Origin of the sequence: Streptomyces sp. NBC_01255 (assembly GCF_036226445.1) — a bacterium.
Taxonomy (GTDB): Bacteria; Actinomycetota; Actinomycetes; order Streptomycetales; family Streptomycetaceae; genus Streptomyces.
The window spans coordinates 7760666-7778629 of sequence record NZ_CP108474.1; the positions used below are offsets into that span (position 1 = coordinate 7760666).

The following is a 17964-nucleotide window of genomic DNA, read 5'->3' on the forward strand; positions in this document are numbered from 1 at the left end:
GTGCGCAATGTGAACGTAAACATTCAGCCCGGGGTCAGTGCAGCATGCGCCGCGACGGCGCGTCAATATCTGTGCGGATTCCCTTGAGGCTTGGGGGAATTTCCCGTCGGTCCGCTTCCGTGATGCGTGCCGACGCCTCGTGAGCGGGGGTTGGGCTGGGGTTGGGCGGGGGTTGAGTCGGGGTCGGCGGAGGGTTGCCAGGCATGCTGTGTTTACGCAAACATAGCCGCATCAGGATCTTCCCGTTCCGCGACAGCGCCCGTCACCCCAGCACAGGAGCATCCGTCCATGCCTCTTCTCCAGATCGACGAGGGCGGCTTCACCCTCGATGGCGAACCGTTTCGGCTCCTGTCCGGCGGTCTCCACTACTTCCGCGTGCACCCCGACCAGTGGGCGGACCGACTCCGCAAGGCCCGGCTCATGGGGCTCAACACCGTCGAGACGTACGTCCCCTGGAACCTCCACCAGCCGCGGCCCGACCGCTTCACGCTGGACGGCGGCCTCGACCTGCCCCGGTTCCTCGACCTCGCCGCCGCCGAGGGCCTGCACGTCCTCCTCCGCCCCGGCCCGTACATCTGCGCCGAATGGGAGGGCGGCGGCATCCCCTCCTGGCTGCTCGCCGAGCCGGACATACGCCTGCGCTCCCGAGACCCCCGCTTCCTCGCCGCGGTCGACGACTACTTCGACCGGCTCCTCACCCCGCTCCGGCCCTACCTGGCCTCCCAGGGCGGCCCCGTCCTCGCCGTCCAGGTCGAGAACGAGTACGGGGCCTACGGCGACGACACCGCCTACCTGGAGCACCTCGCAGGAACCCTGCGCCGCTGTGGCGTCGACGTCCCTCTCTTCACCTGCGACCAGCCCGCCGACCTGGAACGCGGCTCCCTGCCCGGCGTCCTCGCCACCGCGAACTTCGGCAGCCGTTCCGCCGAGCACCTGGCCGACCTCCGCGCCCGGCGCCCCGAAGGCCCCCTGATGACCACGGAGTTCTGGATCGGCTGGTTCGACCGCTGGGGCGCGCACCACGTGGTCCGCGACCCCGGCCAGGCGGCCCGCGAGCTCGACGAACTCCTCGCCACCGGCGCGTCGGTGAACTTCTACATGTTCCACGGCGGCACCAACTTCGGCTTCACCAACGGCGCCAACGACAAACACACCTACCGGCCGACCGTCACCTCCTACGACTACGACGCGCCCCTCGACGAGGCCGGCGACCCGACGCCGAAGTACGCCGCCTTCCGCGACGTGATCGCCAAGTACGCGCCCGTGCCGGACGCCCCCGTCCCGCCGCCCGGCCCCAAACTCGCCCCGCGGACCGTGCCCCTGACCGAGACCGCAGGCCTTCTGGCCCACGCCGCGGCCCTCGGGAGCGCCGTCGAGGCGCGCCGGCCCCTCACCATGGAGGAACTGGAACAGGACTTCGGGTTCGTCCTGTACGAGACGACTCTGCCGCTCACGGGGCCGGCCCTCCTGGAGGTCGAGCACGTCCGTGACCGGGCCCAGGTGTTCGTCGACGGCCAGCCGGTGGGCGTCCTGGAGCGGGAGAACCACGAGCACGCCCTCGCCTTCACGGTGCCCCGGGCCGGCAGCACGCTCACCGTCCTCGTCGAGAACCAGGGCCGGGTGAACTACGGCCAGGGCATCCACGACCGCAAGGGCCTCCTCGGGAAAGTCCTGCTCGACGGCACGGAGCTCGCGGGCTGGACCAGCCGGGCGCTCCCGCTCGCCGACCCGCAGGACGTCCCCTTCGCGCCCGCCGCCGCGACGGTCGTCGGACCGGCCTTCCACCGCGGCACCTTCGAGGTGACCGACCCCGCCGACGCCTTCCTGCACCTCGACGGCTGGACCAAGGGAAACGCCTGGGTCAACGGCTTCGCACTCGGCCGCTACTGGTCCCGCGGCCCGCAGCGCTCCCTGTACGTGCCGGCGCCGGTGCTCCGCTCCGGTACGAACGAGGTCGTCGTCCTGGAGCTCCACGCGGCGCACCGGGCCCGTACGGTCCACTTCCGCGACGCGGCCGACCTCGGGCCCACCGAGGAGTAGCCACGACGGGCGGCGCGAGAAGAGCCGGGCTCCGACCCATCGGTCGGAGCCCGGCTCTTCCGTCCGAGCCCGGCTCTTCGCCTGTCAGCTCAGCTCAGCTCAGCTGCTGTGCGGCGGCGCCGTCGCACGTCCGCTGTTCCACGACCGCGCCGTCCGCCGTGGAGGCGCCGCTCACTGCCAGGCACTTGGCGCTGTGCCGGGCCGTCAGGGTGAGGTGCCCGTCGCCGGTGCTCCGGACCGCCCACTCCTGGTTGCGGCCTCCGTTGCAGACGTACTGGAAGACGTCGGCGCCGTCGGCTGTGGACAGGCCGCTCACGTCGAGACACTTGCCGCTGTGCCGGGCGACGACGTTCACGTATCCGCCGCCGGTCGAGCGCAGCGACCACTGCTGGTTGGACCCGGTGTTGCAGCCGTACTGGACGACGGACGCGCCGTCCTCCGCGCCGGCACCGCTGACGTCGAGGCACTTGGCGCTGTGCCGGAAGGACAGCGTCCGCCAGGCATCCGGTGCGGTGCCCGGGAAGGTCCAGGACTGGTTGGCGCCGGTCGTGGGCTGGTGGACCCCGACGGGTGCCCCGTCGGCGGTCGAGGCGCCCGTGACGTCCAGGAGCCGCCCACTGGCCACGTTGATCAAGGTGCTGTGGCCGTCGCCCGTGGTCGAGCGGATCCACTGCTGAGCCGTGGACGATCCGGGCGACACGAAGGTCAGAGCGCCGCTGGAGACGGCGAGCGCCTTGCCGGTCCTGGCGTTGGTGATCCGATAGGCGGCGGTGCTTCCCCAGTCGGCGGCCGACAGCTTGGTGAAGGTCCACTGCTGCGCGCTGTCCGCCGGGGCCGAGGTGCGCTGGACGGCCGTGCTCTTGCCGCCCACGGTGGCGACGGCGAGCGCTTTGCCGCTGTTGTCGTTGAGCAGCAGGCGCGGTGTGCCGGTGGGCGCGATGGTCGTCGCCGGGTTCACGCCGGTGACGGTGGGCAGGACGAACGTGGTGACGGAGCCGGGGCCGACGGTGGCCTTGAGCGTCCGGCCGCTCACGGCCGCGTCGCCGTCCCGCTGGAGGTTCTTCGTCGCGTCGGTGGTCCACCGCTCGACGGGCCCGGCCGCGGCCGTCTGGAAGCCGTCGAGGTTCAGGGTCACCTCGCGCTCCTCACCGGTCGGGTTGGTGTGGACGACGACCACGCCATTTCCGCCCGGCCGCACCGCCGCCAGCGTCTGCGGGTCGTCGGTGTTGACGATGCGCGCGCCGGGGCGGACGAAGCGGCTGTAGTTCGCCATCGCCCAGTACTTCTTGTTCTTGCGCAGGGGCTCGGTCGCCGCGTCGTCAGGGGTGAAGTCGGTCTGGATCAGGCCCCAGTTGGAGTTCTCGCGGCCCGGCGTCATGTTCTCGTAGTCCTCGACGGCCTGCCAGAGCACCCAGGCGCTCGGTTCCAGCTCACGGATGTCGTCGTTGATGCGCTGGGCGAGGTCGAGCGCGGGGCTCATGGAGGTGAAGCTCTGGGGGACGCTGCCGCCGAGATCGACCTCGGACATCCAGAGGGGCGTGGTCTCGCCCTTGGCGATGTCGCGGACGCCGGTGCGGCCGTTCGTTCCGTACGTGTGCGTGTTGAGCCGGCCCACCGTGTCCCGGACGGCGGGGGCGTACGACTCCCAATTGGAGCGGAACTTCCCCGGGTTCGTCTCGTCCATCCCGGCGATCGGGGTCGTCACGCCCTTCGCGTCGAGCGCGGCGCGCAGCGTCGTGATCATGCGGGCCTGGGAGGCCGGGTCCCAGTGCGAACCCTCCTGGCGGCCGCCCGCGTGCCAGTAGTCCGTGTCCGGCTCGTTGACCGGCGAGAGGGAGTCGAAGGTGACGCCCGTGGCGGACTGGGCCCGCTGGAGCGAGCCCGTGAGGTACGCGGCGAACCGGTCGTACTGGTCGGAGCGGAGGTTGTCCTGCCAGCCGTTGGCCGCGCCCGAGACCAGGCCGCTGTTGGTCATGAAGTACGGCGCCGAGTTGGAGAAGGCCTCGAAGGTGGTGGCTCCGCGTGCCTTGGCGGCGGTGAGCCACCAGCGCTGGTTGGCGTCGGCGCCGGGGTTCCAGTGGTCGGCGCGGTTCGGGTCCCACCAGTCGGGGGCCTCCGCGCCGGGCCGGTTCCAGTAGCCGGGCACGGCCGCGCCGACCCGCATGTAGGGGGTGGTCTCGGGGCTGTCGCCGCCGCCGATGTTGTAGCGGGCGATCGTGAACCCCAGGCCGTCGGCGCCGTAGAGGGCGTCCGCGAGCGCGTCGCGCTGGGCGTCCGGCCATCCGCCGGTGACGTTGGCGAACCAGGCGAGCGCGGTGCCCCACCCCTGGAAGGCGGGGTGCTGGTAACCGGGGTCGAGCCGTACGGTCAGGGCCGCGGCGGGGGTCTCCGCGGCGTTCGCCGGCGTCGAGCCGGGTCCCACCGTGCTGAAGGCCGTGGCGGCGAGGGCCGTGGCGGCGCCGAGGGCTGCCAGGCGCGTGGTGGGCCGAGGGCGGCGGAGTGACGCCGTTCGGTGGCGGGCTCGGTGGTGGGTGGGGAACACGACCTGCTCCTTCGAGAGGGGGGAGAAGGGGGGGGGGGGGGGGGATGAGGGGCGGTGACGCGGGGCGGCCGGGGACGGTGGCCGCCCCGCGTCGGTCTCACGGCGTACGCGCTGGTCTCACGGGGTACGAGCCGGTCTCGCGCGGTACGAGCCGGTCTCATGGGTACGAGGGCGGCCTCACGGCGTACGCGGCGGTCAGACCGCCGAGCGCCGCCACTTCTGGTTGTCGCCCGTGTTGCAGGTCCACTGCGCGAGGGCGGCTCCGTCGGCGCCCGACCAGTTCGACACGTCGAGGCACTTGCCGCTGTGGCGGGCGACGAGCTCGACGTACCCGGCGACGTCCGTAGTCCGGACCTTCCACTGCTGGGAGGCCGAGCCGTCGCAGGTGTTCTGTACGGCGAGCGCGCCGTCCGCGGCCGAGGCCCCGGCGACGTCGAGGCACTTACCGCTGTTCCGGGCCATGATCTGGACGTATCCGGTGCCCAGCTTCTTGATCCAGAAGTGCTGGTTCACACCGCTTCCGCAGCCCCACTGGACCAGTTGGACGCCGTCGGCCGAGTCGAAGTTCGCCACGTCGGCGCACTTGCCGCTGCTGCGGGCGGCCAGCGACTCCCACGGCACGTTCATGCCGCTGACGGTCCCCGCCGCGGCGTCGACGGTGATCTGAGGGGAGTAGTCCATGGTCATGGTGGTGCTGGTGGGGAAGGAGAGCGGCAGCCACACGTACTGGGAGTCGTTGACCGTCCCGCCCATGGAGTTGCCCCAGCGGTCTCCCATGTAGAGGTAGCTGGTGCCCTTCGTGCCCTGGACCGGCAGGACGTAGGCGGTCTGGCTGCGGAAGGTCGTCCCGTCCCCGACGTCCTTCAGGTCGCTCCACGAGCCGGTGATGCTGGTGGCGGTGGCGTACTTCTGCTGGTTGGGGGCCCAGCCGGTGGCGCCGGAGGTCAGGAGGAAGTACACGTCGCCCCGCTTGAACATGGCAGGGGCCTCCCGCCAGTGACCCGCCCACAGCCGCTGGACCTGCGACTCCACAGCCGTGTAGTCCGGGGTCAGCCGGTAGACATGCAGGTCGGCGTTCTCGTTGGCGGCGGAGATCATGTAGCCGGTGCCGTCGGTGTCGACGAAGGTCGTGATGTCCCGGGACATGTGGCCCAGGGGGCGGAAGCTGCCGCGCCAGGTGTAGTCGCCGTCCACCGTGGACGAGACGGCGACGGCGGCGCGCGCCTCCCCGTAGTCCGAGCCGTTCTCCTTGTGCATCCACATGACGAACTGCTGGGTGGAACTGTTGTAGACGACCTTGGGGCGCTCGATGTTGGCCCAGTCGAGCTCCGGATCGGACGCCTCGGTCAGGACGTGGTTGCGGAACTCCCAGGTCTTCAGGTCGGTGGAGCGGTAGGCGGAGACGTAGCGGAAGGTGTTGTCCGTGTTCCGGTTCTCGCCGAACCAGTAGTAGTACTGGCCGACCTTGAGCACACCGCCGCCATGGGCGTGCACGGGGTTGCCGGCCGGATCGGTGAACTGGGTGCCGTTGGCGATGGGCACCGGGGCGGCGTGGGCGGTGCCCGCGGCGGTGACCAGGGACAGGAGGAGGGCGCACAGGAATGCCGCCGTCCCGGAGATCTTGAGTCGCATGGCGCGATACCTCGTGGTGTTGCGTCGGACCGGGCGCTCCGCGCGGAGAGTGCGGCGGACGACCGCGCCGGAGGGGGTCCGGAGCGGTGAGGCGCCTGGAGGGGGACACCGGTCGTTCAGACCGTGTGGAACACCGCGGCCTACGTAATGTTTTCGTAAACACGGTGTAGCCGGAAGTTTCGGAGGAGCCCGGGAGCCTGTCAAGGATTCGGACGAAAGAGATCAGGGTTTTGACCCCGGGACCCTGTTTGCGTCAACATGGCTTGATGGGGCGCGTCGGCGTGCGTCCTCGAGGCCCCGGGGAAGGAACGGTCGAACGTGGCGGACAAGGCAACGAGAACGCCCCGCTCGCGTCCGCCCCGCAAGTGGCCCTCCATGGCGGAGGTCGCGGCGCGAGCCGGAGTCTCCTCGCAGACGGTCTCGCGCGTGGCCAACAACCACGACAACGTCGACGAGACGACGCGCGCCAAGGTGCTGGCCGCGATGCAGGAGCTCGGCTACCGCCCCAACGCGGCGGCGCGCGCCCTGGTCACCGGCAAGTTCGGCGCGATCGGCGTCGTCAGCTTCGACGTGGGCGCGCACGGCAACGCCCGTACGCTCGGAGCCATCGCGGACGCGGCGCGCGAGGCCGGCTTCTCGGTCAACTTCATGGGCATCCGGGCGCAGACCGAAGCCGCCGTACGGCAGGCCTTCCGGCACCTCATGCTCCAGTCGGTCGACGGCATCGTGCTGGTCGAGTCGCAGATGCTCGACACGCCGTCGCTGCACCTGCCGCCCACGATGCCGGTGGTGGTCGCCGACGGCGACACGGGGCACGAGTACCCGAACGTCGACTTCGACCAGGCCCGCGGCACCCAGAGCGTCGTCGGCCATCTGCTGGAGCTCGGGCACCGGACCGTCTACCACGTCAGCGGCCCGCGCGACTCCTTCGCCGCCCGGCGGCGCGCCGAAGCGTGGGAGCGCACGCTCGTCACGGCCGGCGCCCCGGTACGCCCGACGCTGTACGGGGACTGGACCGCCGAGTCGGGCTACCTGGCAGGGCGGACGCTCGCGCAGATCCCCGACGCCACGGCGGTGTTCGCGGCGAACGACCAGATGGCGCTGGGCGTCCTGCGTGCCATGCACGAGGCGGGGCGGTCCGTGCCGGGCGAGATCAGCGTGGCGGGCTTCGACGACGTTCCCGAGGCTCCTTTCTTCGAGCCACCTCTGACCACGGTCCACCAGGACTTCGACGTGGTGGGCCGGCACTGTGTGACCCTGCTGCTCGAACAGATCGAACGCCGAGGCAACGGCCCCCGGCGACTCGCCGTGGAACCCACCCTCGTGGTGCGGGGCAGCACAGCACCTCCGCCCGCCTGACGGACCCCGGCGGCGCCGGGAAGGCGGGCGACCTGTTGATGGCTGCTTCCCATCCGGCATAACCTCACGGAATGGTGCAGAGCGAGGCGAGTGACGTCGACGGCTACCTGACCGAGGTCCCCGAGGAACGCAGGGCCGTGCTGACCAGGATGCGGCGGCTGTGCCGAGAGGAGCTGGTGGGCTTCGGCGAGGTCATGGCGTACGGGATGCCCGCATACGAGCGGGACGGCACGTGCGAGATCGCGTTCGCCAGCCAGAAGCAGTACATCTCCTTCTACCTCATGCGCAGTGACGTGCGTGAGGCGTTCGACGAACGGCTGGCCGGTCACGACATGGGCAAGGGCTGTCTGCGGTTCCGCACGCCGGAGAGCGTCGACTTCGGCCTGCTGCGGGAGCTCCTCATGGCCACGGCTGCCCGGCCCGGCGAGATCTGCTGACACCGCTGGGCAGGCGAGTACCGCTCCCACCCGTTCCGACCTGCGGTCCTTTCTCGCGCCTTCGCCGAGTCGCCATGTGCCGCGCGGCCGCCATGACGGCATGAATCCGCGCCCCGGCGGCGTTCGGCGGCCGAATTCCGCCTGATCGCTACGTCCTTGTGCTTGACGCCCATCTGGGGGTGGTGCAAACATCAGGCCATCGATGATTACGTAAACATCGACTCATCGGCTCAGACTCCTTCCAGCCTTCCGGCCCGGAGATTCTGCTTCCCCGCTCCGTTCCCGACCGGTCGGTCACCGACGCAAGGAACCACCATGACGCTCCTGTCGACGTCAGCACAGGCGGCCCCGCCGCCCCGCCGCCGAGCGCGCTCCCGTCTCCGCAAGGAGGCCTTGGTCGGATGGGGGTTCGCCGGCCCGTTCGTCGCCGTCTTCGGCCTGGTGTTCCTCGCGCCGATCGGATACGCCCTGTACCTGAGCCTCTTCAAGGACCGGCTCATCGGCGGCACCTCCTTCGTCGGCCTCGACAACTACGGCGAGGCGCTCACCGATCCGCGCTTCTGGGACGGACTGGCCCGGGTGGGCCTGTTCCTCCTGATCCAGGTGCCGGTCATGCTCGGCATCGCGCTGCTCGTCGCCCTCGCGATCGACAGCGGCCGGCTCTACGGCAAGAGCTTCTTCCGGGTGGCGGTCTTCCTGCCGTACGCGGTCCCCGCCGTCGTCGCCAGCCTCATCTGGGGCTTCATGTACGGCACGCGGTTCGGTCTCGTCGGCAACATCAACGACGCGTTCGGGATCACGCTGCCCGACCCGCTCTCGCCTTCACTGGTCCTCGCGTCCATCGGCAACATCGTGACCTGGGAGTTCGTCGGCTACAACATGCTGATCTTCTACTCGGCGCTCAAGGTCGTGCCCCGCTCGCTCTACGAGGCGGCGGCGATCGACGGCGCGGGGGAGTGGCGCGTCGTGACCTCGGTCAAGCTGCCGGCGATCCGCAGCGCGCTCGTCATCGCCACGATCTTCTCGATCATCGGCAGCTTCCAGCTGTTCAACGAGCCGAGCATCCTCCAGAAGCTCGCCCCGAACGCGATCACCAGCGACTTCACCCCGAACCTCTACACCTACTCGCTGTCCTTCGCGGGCCAGCAGCACAACTACGCGGCGACCGTGGCGATCGTGATGGGCGTGATCACCGCGATCATCGCCTACGCGGTCCAGCTGCGCGGCATGCGGAAGGGCTGAACCGATGACCACCTCCCTCGCGACGACGGCGTCCAACACGGCCTCCGACACAGGGTCCAGTACGGGATCCACGGGGTCTACGGGATCCACTACGGGCTCCGCCGACGGCTCCGCGTCAGCCGCACCGGCGGCCGGGCGCCGGAAGCGGCGGATGCCGCCGCGGACCCCGCTCAACCCCCGGCCCAGCATCCCGCTGACCGTCGTCACCGGTCTGGTCCTCGTCTACACCCTGCTCCCTCTCGCGTGGCTCCTCGTCAACGCCACCAAGGACCAGAACGGACTGCTCGACTCCTTCGGTCTCTGGTTCGCCGACGACACGCACCTCTGGGACAACATCACCCGCACCCTCACGTACGACGACGGCGTCTTCGTCCGCTGGCTGCTCAACACCCTGCTGTACGTCGCCGCCGGCGCGGGCGGTGCCACGGTCCTCGCCGTCCTCGGCGGGTACGCCCTCGCCAAGTACCGGTTCCCGGGCCGCCGGGCGGTCTTCGCGGTGGTCCTCGGGGCCGTGGCCGTGCCCGGCACCGCGCTCGCCGTCCCCACCTTCCTGATGTTCAGCAACATGGGCCTGACCAACACCCCATGGGCGGTGATCATCCCGTCCCTGATCTCGCCCTTCGGGCTCTACCTGATGTGGGTCTTCGCCGCCGAGGCGGTCCCCACCGAGCTCCTGGAGGCCGCGCGCATCGACGGCTCGGGCGAGCTGCGCACCTTCTTCACGATCGCGCTGCCGCTGCTGATGCCGGGCACCGTCACGGTGCTGCTGTTCTCGATGGTCGCGACCTGGAACAACTACTTCCTGCCGCTGATCATGATCAAGGACCCCGACTGGTACCCGCTGACGCTCGGCCTCAACGCCTGGAACGCCCAGGCCCAGACGGCCGGAGGCGAGGCCGTCTTCGACCTCATCATCACCGGCTCCCTGCTGACGATCGTCCCGATCGTCGCGATCTTCCTGCTGCTCCAGCGGTTCTGGCAGTCCGGCCTGGCCGCCGGCAGCGTCAAGGAATGACGGCTCCACCCCCTCCCTCACTCCCGGCACCGCCCTCCCGCACACCCTCCCTCACGCCCGCCCGCACCACCGACCAGGAGCACACCCCATGAGCACTCGCACCACCCGCAGACTCCTCGCCGCGCTCGCCGCCGTCTCCGCCCTCGCCCTCACCGCCACGGCCTGCGGCTCCGACGCCTCGGACGGCGGCGGTGCCGCAGGCGGCCCGAAGGATGTCACGGCAGCTCTGGAGAAGGGCGGCAAGGTGACGGTGTGGGCCTGGGAACCCACGCTCAAGAAGGTCGCCGAGGACTTCGAGAAGAAGTACCCCAAGGTCGACGTCGAGCTGGTCAACGCCGGTACCGGCGACAAGCAGTACACCGCCCTGCAGAACGCGATAGCCGCCGGATCCGGCGCCCCCGATGTGGCGCAGATCGAGTACTACGCCCTCGGCCAGTTCACGATCGGCAAGTCCGTCGAGGACCTTTCCCCCTACGGCGCCAAGCGGTACGCCACGGGCTTCACGCCCGGCCCGTGGAACGCGGTCTCCGACGACCAGGCCATCCACGCGCTGCCCATGGACTCCGGTCCGATGGCGTTCTTCTACAACAAGAAGGTCTTCGACAAGCACGGCATCAAGGTGCCGACCACCTGGGACGCGTACGTGGAGGCGGCCCGCGCGCTGCACAAGGCCGACCCGAAGATCTTCATCACCAACGACACGGGCGACGCCGGTGCCACCACCAGTCTCATCTGGCAGGCCGGTGGCCGCCCGTACAAGACGGACGGCACCGACGTCACCGTGAACTTCGGCGACGAGGGCACCACGACGTACACCGCCACCTGGCAGAAGCTCCTCGACGAGAAGCTCGTCGCGCCGATCAGCTCCTGGAGCGACGCCTGGTACAAGGGCCTGGCCGACGGCTCCATCGCCACCCTCTCCATCGGCGCCTGGATGCCGGCCAACCTCACGTCCGGCGTCGCCTCCGCCTCCGGCGACTGGAGGGTCGCCCCGCTCCCGCAGTGGACGGAGGGCGCCAAGGCGAGTGCAGAGAACGGCGGCAGCTCACTCGCCGTGCCGAAGGCCGCCAAGAACAAGGAACTCGCCTACGCCTTCACGGAGTTCGCGACCACGGGAGCCGGCGCGAGCGCCCGAGTCGCCGAGGGCGCCTTCCCGGCCACCCGCGCCGACCTGGAGTCGAAGGAGTTCCTCGACGCCGCGTTCCCGTACTTCGGCGGCCAGAAGGCCAACCGGATCTTCGCAGAGTCCGCCCGTAACGTCGGCGCCGACTGGAACTACCTGCCTTACCAGGTGTACGCGAACTCGATCTTCAATGACACCGTCGGCAAGGCGTACGTCTCCCCGACCAAGCTCACCGACGGCCTGAAGGCCTGGCAGGACGCGAGCGTCACGTACGGGAAGGATCAGGGCTTCGCCGTCAACAAGTAGGCGTGTTCATGGCTCCGGTCTCCCCGGGAGGGGCGGCCGGAGCCGACCGGGTGCGTTGAATGGTGTTTTCTGTTTGATTTTCAGGAATTGATGTCATGGGCACGTCATTACGCGCGTCGTGTCAACTCCTCTATTCAGTATGACCATTGATGGGTCGAGGCCGGAGATTACGGACGCATCTCGGCCTTGTTGAGGCCCTTGACGGCGCGGGCGTTGCGTTGTGTCATGGAGTCGAGCGTTTGAATTTGTTTGAGTTCGAGGGATTGTGATGCCCTAGTGAGGCGCCCCGCGCCTCCCGGCCCGTTCCTCTCCTCCCTCCCCGACCGGCCCCGCACGTTCCCCCGCGCGCGCCGGTCGCTGCCTGCATCAAGGAGCCCCCGATGTTCCGATCCGCCCCCCGTCGCACGGCCGCCGCCGCCGGACTTCTCGTCACGCTCGGACTGAGCACGGCCTGCTCGTCCGGTCAGACGGCGAGCAGCACCACCGGAGACCAGGTCGCCAAGGTCGACGGCAAGATCTCGATCACGTACCTCCAGAAGCAGGGCGACCAGGAGTACTTCATCGGCGAGGCCGCCGGGGCGAAGGCGAAGGCCGCGGAGCTCGGCATCGACCTCAAGGTCGTCAACCTGGGCAACGACGCCAACAAGACCGTCAGCGAAGTGCAGTCGGCGATCGCCCAGAAGACGAACGGCGTCATCATCGTCGTACCGGACCCGGCCGTCGGCCCGCAGGTCGTCCAGACCGCGAGGGACGGCAAGGTCGCGCTCCTGACCTCCGACGACCAGATCTGCACCACCGGCCCCGACCCCGCCGCCTGCGGCAAAAGCGACCTGGTTCCCCGGATCGGATTCAGCGGTGCCCAGATGGGCGAGGAGGTCGGCAAGCGCGCCGCCGCCGAGTTCGCGAAGGCCGGCTGGAAGGCCGCCGACACCCGGGTCGTCTCGGCCTGGAAGCAGGACGTGACGGTCTGCGGTGACCGGGTCGCGGCCGCGAAGAAGGCGTTCGACGCGGCCGTACCCGGCGTGAAGACCATCGACGTGCCGACCGACAACACGCCCACCGGAGCCCAGGACAAGATCGCCGCGACGGTCACCGCCAACGCGGGCGTGAAGAACTGGGTGGTCTGGGGCTGCAACGACGAGAACGTGATGGGCGGTGTCACCGCGCTCGCCAACGCCGGAGTGAGCCCCGACCACGTCGTCGGCGTGGGGCTCGGCGCCTATCTGGCCTGCAAGGAGTGGCAGTCGGACAAGCCGTCCGGCATGAAGGCCGCGCTGTTCATCAACGGCAAGGACGTCGGTGCGCTGGCCGTCCAGACCATGTACGACAAGCTCAAGAACGGCAAGGACTTCCCTGTCGAAGCCTTCGCCCCGACCACCATGGTCGACAAGGGCTCGTGGAAGAGCGCCGGACTCACCTGCGGGTGAGCGGTCCCGGCCGGCGGCCACCACGGAAGCGCCCGCCGGCCGGGTGACCCCCCTACCTGCCTTCTACCTTCTGCCTTCGAGGTGAACCGAGACATGAGCCCATCGCATCACCCGGCCTCCGCCGCGGGATCCCACGACGGCCCGCCACCCGCGGGATCCCCCTCCTCGTCCGTCGGGGTGTCCGGCATCGTCAAGCGCTTCGGCGAGGTGCGGGCGATCAGCGGCGTCACACTCGACTTCCCCGCCGGACAGGTCACCGCCCTGATGGGAGAGAACGGCGCGGGGAAGTCCACGCTGCTGAAGATCCTCACCGGCGACCACCAGCCCACCGAGGGGCACGTGCTCGTGAACGGAGAGCCCGTCGCGCTCGACTCACCGGCCCGTGCCCGAGCCGCCGGCATCAGGATCATCCCTCAGGAACCCGAGATCGTCCCGCACGTCTCCGTCGCGGAGAACGTCTACGCCGGGGCCCTGCCCCGCAAGCGGGGGCGCGTCCTGGACCGGGCGGAACTCGACCGGCGGATCAGGGCGGACCTCGACCGGCTGGGCTTCGCGCACGTACTCGACCCCGACCTGATCGGCTCTCAGCTCACCCCCGCTCAGCGGCAGTTGGTGGAGATCATGCGTGCGCTGACCGGTGCCACCACCGCCCGGATCATCGCGTTCGACGAGCCCACGTCCTCGCTGTCCGAGCACGAGGTCGACGCACTGTTCGCGCTCATCCGGCGGCTGCGCGACGAGGGCATCGCGATCGTGTACGTCTCGCACCGCATGCAGGAGATCTTCCAGCTCGCCGACCGCATCGCGGTCCTGCGCGACGGCAGCCTCGTCGGCGTCCAGGACGCCCGGACCACGGACGAGAGCGAGCTCGTCCGCCTGATGGTGGGCCGTGATCTCTCCGCCCTGTTCGTACGGCAGCGGGTCGCCACGGACCGGCTGGTCCTCGACGTCCGGAACCTGACGACCGACGACGTGACGGGCATCTCGCTGCGTGTGCACGCCGGTGAAGTCGTGGGCCTGGCGGGCCTGATCGGAGCCGGACGCTCCGAACTGGCCCTGGCGCTCGCGGGCGACCTGCCCGTCCGCGCCGGCACCGCCACGCTGGACGGAGTGCCGTTGCGCAGCGGCCGACCGGGGGACGTCATCCGCGCCGGACTCGGTCTCGCGCCCGAGGAGCGCAAGGCGCAGGCGCTGTTCCTTCAGCAGTCCGTCAAGGACAACGCCACCCTCGTCGTACTGGACCGGCTGCGGCGCTTCCGGTTCGTCCGGCGGACGGCCGAACGCCGGCTCGCCCAGGAGTTCTCCGACCGGCTCAGGGTGCGCACCCCGTCGATCGACCACGAGGTGCGCAAGCTGTCGGGCGGCAATCAGCAGAAGGTCGTGCTGGCCCGGTGGCTGGCACGTAAACCGAAGGTGCTGATCCTCGACGAGCCGACGCGTGGCATCGACGTCGGCGCGAAGGCGGAGATCTACCAGATCATCGCCGACCTGGCCGCCGAGGGCGTCGCGGTGCTGGTCATCTCCTCCGAACTCCCCGAACTCCTCGGTCTCGCCGACCGGGTCGTCGTCATGCAGGGCGGCCGGATCACCGGCGAACTCGACCGCGGCGAAGCCACCGAAGCAGCCATCCTCGAACTCGCCATGGCCGACGACATCGTCGGCGCCGGCACCGGAGCATCGTCATGACCCTCACCAGCACCCCCGTACCGGCCGCGAAGGACCCCCGGGGCCGTGACGGCCGCGCCTCGCGCCGGCCCAGGTTCCTTGCCGGCGTCGACGGCCAGAACATCAGCCTCATCGGCGCGCTCGTCGTCGTCCTCGCCCTGTTCGGCCTCCTCAACGACAACTACCTGAGCCTGTCCAACATGCAGGTGATCGCCGAAGCGGCGACCATCACCGGACTGCTCGCCATCGTGCAGACCGTGGTCATCATCTGCGGCGGACTGGACATCTCCGTCGGCTCGCAGGTCGGCGTCGCGTCGGTCGTCAGCGCCATGGTGTTCACCACGACCGGATCGAGCGCCCTGCTCGGCATGGCCGCCGCCGTCGGCGTCGGTGTTCTCGTCGGTGCGCTGAACGGCCTGGTCATCGTCTACGGACGGGTCAATCCCACCATCGCCACGCTCGCCGGCCTCGCCGCGTACAAGGGCCTCGCCCAGCTGCTGTCCGACGGCCGCGCGCAGGGCTACGTCCTCAACGACGACATCTTCGTCTTTCTGGGGCGCGGCAAGATCGCCGGCATCCCGGCCATGGTCTGGATCCTGATCGTCGTGGCCGCGACGGTGCACCTGCTGCTCAAGTACACCGACATCGGTCGCAACCTCTACGCGATCGGCGGCAACGACACCGCCGCACGGCTGGCCGGCATCAGCATCAACAAGTACCTGATCTGCGTCTACACCCTGATCGGTGTGGTGGCCGCGGTGGCGGGCATCCTGCTGACCGCCCGTACGGGCTCCGGTCAGCCGGTCTCCGGGAGCGAGGGCCTCGAACTGAAGGCCATCACCGCCGCGGCGCTCGGCGGCGCGGCCCTCAAGGGCGGCAAGGGCGGCATCGGCGGCACCCTGCTCGCGGTGGCCCTGCTCGGATGTCTGGAGAACGGTCTGACGGTCGAGGGCATCAACACCTTCTGGCAGAACGTCGCCCAGGGCGCGCTGCTGGTCATCGCCGTCGTCATCCAGCAGCGCCGCAGCGGCGAACGCGCGGTCGGCCTGCCCCACTGACCGCCTTCCCGACCTCCCCGCCGACGGCCTTCCCGGCCTTCGGCTCGGTGGTGTCGCCGTCCTTCTTCACCGGGTGGTCCGCCTGGACGACGCGGAGGGGTCGAGGAGCTCCGCGAGTCCTCGGCGCGTGGCGGCGATGACGACACGGTCCTGGGGTTGCAGGACGTGTCCCGGGTGGAGGTCCCACAGGAGCGAGGGGTGGCCGTCCTGGCCCATGTTCGCGAGGTCGGGGGAGCGGGCTTCGGGCCCCGCCGTGTCGAGTGCCAGGACCCGCCACGCACCGGCCCGGAAGGCCTCGGTGACCGTACGGCCTTCGAACTGGTGATGTCCGGCGACGGGGAGCGCGGCGAAAAGGAGCACCTTCCGCTCGACGGAGATCGCCCCGATGATCTGACGCCCCATCATGGCTCCGGCGAAGGCCGGGGCGGCCAGGTGGGAGACGCTGCGGCTGCGGGTGACGGCTTCGGGGTGGGCGGAGCGCAGCGTGCGGTAGACCGCGGTGGCGAAGTCGTCGTCGTACAGCCGGAGCGCGACCCGCACGTCGCCCTTGATGACCCGGGCGGCGAGGGTGGCCTCCAGGTTCGTGGTGTCGGAGCTGGTGAGGGCGAGGAGGGCGGCGGCGCGATGGACGCGGGCCGCGTCCAGGACACCGTCCTCGGTGACGTCGCCGACGACCACCGGCACGCCCAGGTCGCGCGCGAGCGCGATGCCGCGCGCGTCGGGGTCCTTCTCGACGCAGACGACAGGGATGTCGAGCTCGCGCAGCCGGGCCAGGACGCGCGCCCCGACCTTCCCCAGGCCCAGCAGCACGATGTGACCGGACAGCCCGCGGGGCGGGCGGCGCAGTGCCCCGGTGGTGCGGAAGGTGCCCAGGGCCTCCAGGGCACCGGCCACCAGGAGGGGCAGCAGGGCCAGTCCGACCAGGCCGGACAGGAGTTGCAGGACCTGCCGGGTGGTGGAGTCCTCGAGTGCGGGGTCGTTGATGGAGAACAGGTCGAGCAGGGTCAGGTACGTGGCGTGTACTGGGTCCGCGTCCGTGAGGACCGTGGTGGTGACACTGAGGGCGAGCACCGCCGCGACGATGCCGGCGAGCGCCCATCGCAGCCGGGCCGAGACCAGCTCCCCGAGTGGCACGCCCCGTCGGGACAGGCGTCGTGCGGGCAGGGCGGGTCCGTCGCGACGGACCGCCTCCAGGACGACCGTGCCGCGCGCGGAAGTGCTTTGTACGGTCCGGTCGTCGGGGAGGAGCTCCGGAGCGGGCGTCCCGCTCGTTTCCGAGCCCTCGGCGCCCGCCGGGTCTGCCGCCGTCGAGGACAGCAGAGCCAGCGTGCACAGTCCCGGATCCGGTACTTCGCCCCGGCCCGGCACCGGGCGCTCGGCGGCGCGCAGGAGCAGACCGTCGGCCTGGACCACCTTGTTGGTGTCGGCGATGGCGGTGGCCACGAGCGCCGGCGCGGCGGTGTCGGCATCGGAGAGCACGGTCGTGGAGGCGTCCAACGCGGCCCTGTCCATGCCGGGTACGGCCACGAGCGCGGCCTCGTCGAGCAGCTCCTCCAGGTGCTGGCCGAGCTTGCGGTTGTACATGCGGACCACGAGACGCAGACCGGGGCTGAGACGACGGGCGGCGAGCGCGGCACGCAGGTTGGTCTCGTCGTCCTCGTACAGCAGCGCGAGGGCGGCGGCGCTGTCGGCCTCCGCGTGGAGGAGCACCTCCGGCGTGGGGGCCCGCGCGGTCTCCACCCGTATGGGGAGGACCATGGCGCCGCTCATCGTGTCGGTCACCGACGGTCCGGCGGCGGCCACGTGTTGCCCGGCTTGCCCGGCGTGCTCGGCGTGCTCGGCTTGCTCGGCGGGGATGACGAGCACCACCCGCTGGCGGTAGACCTCCCGTAGTTCGGAGGCGAGCCGGCGCGCCAGCCCGTCGTCTCCGCACACCACCATGTGCCCCCTGGCGCGTGGCTCGCCGTTTCCCTGGCGTGGCAGTGCGACCATGTCTCCCCCGTGACGTCGAGTGGTGTCCGCCGGGTCGATCCTCCCGTGTCACACGTCCGTCGGCACTGCCTCGCGGTGGAAGAGAGTCCGGCCGGTACGGTGCCGCTTCTCGGCAAGTCCCGTTCC

The 17964-nt window shown here is 70.3% G+C and carries 12 protein-coding genes; 9 read left to right on the forward strand and 3 right to left on the reverse strand.

The genetic code is table 11. The features are described from left to right. Positions 1 to 288 precede the first annotated feature (288 nt). The gene (locus OG357_RS35225) at positions 289 to 2040 is read left to right on the forward strand and encodes a glycoside hydrolase family 35 protein (RefSeq protein ID WP_329624965.1); all 1752 of its coding nucleotides are present in this window, start codon (positions 289 to 291) and stop codon (positions 2038 to 2040) included. 94 nt (positions 2041 to 2134) lie between these two features. Here OG357_RS35225 and OG357_RS35230 read toward each other — a convergent pair whose 3' ends face one another. Together OG357_RS35230 and OG357_RS35235 are read right to left on the reverse strand one after the other, a co-directional pair. Continuing rightward, the gene (locus OG357_RS35230; RefSeq protein WP_329624966.1) at positions 2135 to 4582 is read right to left on the reverse strand and encodes an RICIN domain-containing protein; all 2448 of its coding nucleotides are present in this window, start codon (positions 4580 to 4582) and stop codon (positions 2135 to 2137) included. Between the two features lie 195 nt (positions 4583 to 4777). Continuing rightward, on the reverse strand, positions 4778 to 6214 hold the full coding sequence (locus tag OG357_RS35235) for an RICIN domain-containing protein (protein WP_329624967.1): 1437 nt from the start codon (positions 6212 to 6214) through the stop codon (positions 4778 to 4780). Positions 6215 to 6589: 375 nt separating this feature from the next. Here OG357_RS35235 and OG357_RS35240 point away from each other — a divergent pair, with 375 nt between their 5' ends. The 8 genes from OG357_RS35240 (at position 6590) to OG357_RS35275 (ending at position 15846) form a co-directional block, all read left to right on the forward strand. After that, positions 6590 to 7573 carry a LacI family DNA-binding transcriptional regulator gene (locus OG357_RS35240; RefSeq protein ID WP_329625794.1) on the forward strand — a complete coding sequence of 328 codons (984 nt, stop codon included), beginning with the start codon at positions 6590 to 6592 and terminating at the stop codon, positions 7571 to 7573. A gap of 71 nt (positions 7574 to 7644) precedes the next feature. Next, on the forward strand, positions 7645 to 8010 hold the full coding sequence (locus tag OG357_RS35245) for an iron chaperone (protein WP_329624968.1): 366 nt from the start codon (positions 7645 to 7647) through the stop codon (positions 8008 to 8010). A 315-nt stretch (positions 8011 to 8325) separates the two neighbouring features. Beyond that, positions 8326 to 9252: a carbohydrate ABC transporter permease gene (locus tag OG357_RS35250; protein ID WP_329624969.1), complete on the forward strand. Its 927-nt coding sequence runs from the start codon at positions 8326 to 8328 to the stop codon at positions 9250 to 9252. 151 nt (positions 9253 to 9403) lie between these two features. Beyond that, positions 9404 to 10267, forward strand: a complete 864-nt coding sequence (locus OG357_RS35255) for a carbohydrate ABC transporter permease (RefSeq protein ID WP_329624970.1) — start codon at positions 9404 to 9406, stop codon at positions 10265 to 10267. 88 nt (positions 10268 to 10355) lie between these two features. Next, positions 10356 to 11696, forward strand: a complete 1341-nt coding sequence (locus tag OG357_RS35260; RefSeq protein ID WP_329624971.1) for an ABC transporter substrate-binding protein — start codon at positions 10356 to 10358, stop codon at positions 11694 to 11696. Positions 11697 to 12076: 380 nt separating this feature from the next. After that, the gene (locus OG357_RS35265; protein WP_329624972.1) at positions 12077 to 13123 is read left to right on the forward strand and encodes a substrate-binding domain-containing protein; all 1047 of its coding nucleotides are present in this window, start codon (positions 12077 to 12079) and stop codon (positions 13121 to 13123) included. A 93-nt stretch (positions 13124 to 13216) separates the two neighbouring features. Further along, positions 13217 to 14809 carry a sugar ABC transporter ATP-binding protein gene (locus tag OG357_RS35270; RefSeq protein ID WP_329624973.1) on the forward strand — a complete coding sequence of 531 codons (1593 nt, stop codon included), beginning with the start codon at positions 13217 to 13219 and terminating at the stop codon, positions 14807 to 14809. Further along, a complete protein-coding gene (locus tag OG357_RS35275; protein WP_329624974.1) occupies positions 14806 to 15846 on the forward strand; it encodes an ABC transporter permease in 1041 nt (346 codons plus the stop codon). Before OG357_RS35270 ends, OG357_RS35275 begins: the two co-directional genes overlap by 4 nt. Before the next feature lie 66 nt (positions 15847 to 15912). Here OG357_RS35275 and OG357_RS35280 read toward each other — a convergent pair whose 3' ends face one another. After that, positions 15913 to 17838 (reverse strand): NAD-binding protein, encoded by a 1926-nt coding sequence (locus tag OG357_RS35280; protein WP_329624975.1) that lies wholly within the window; start codon positions 17836 to 17838, stop codon positions 15913 to 15915. Between the last annotated feature and the right edge of the window lie 126 nt (positions 17839 to 17964).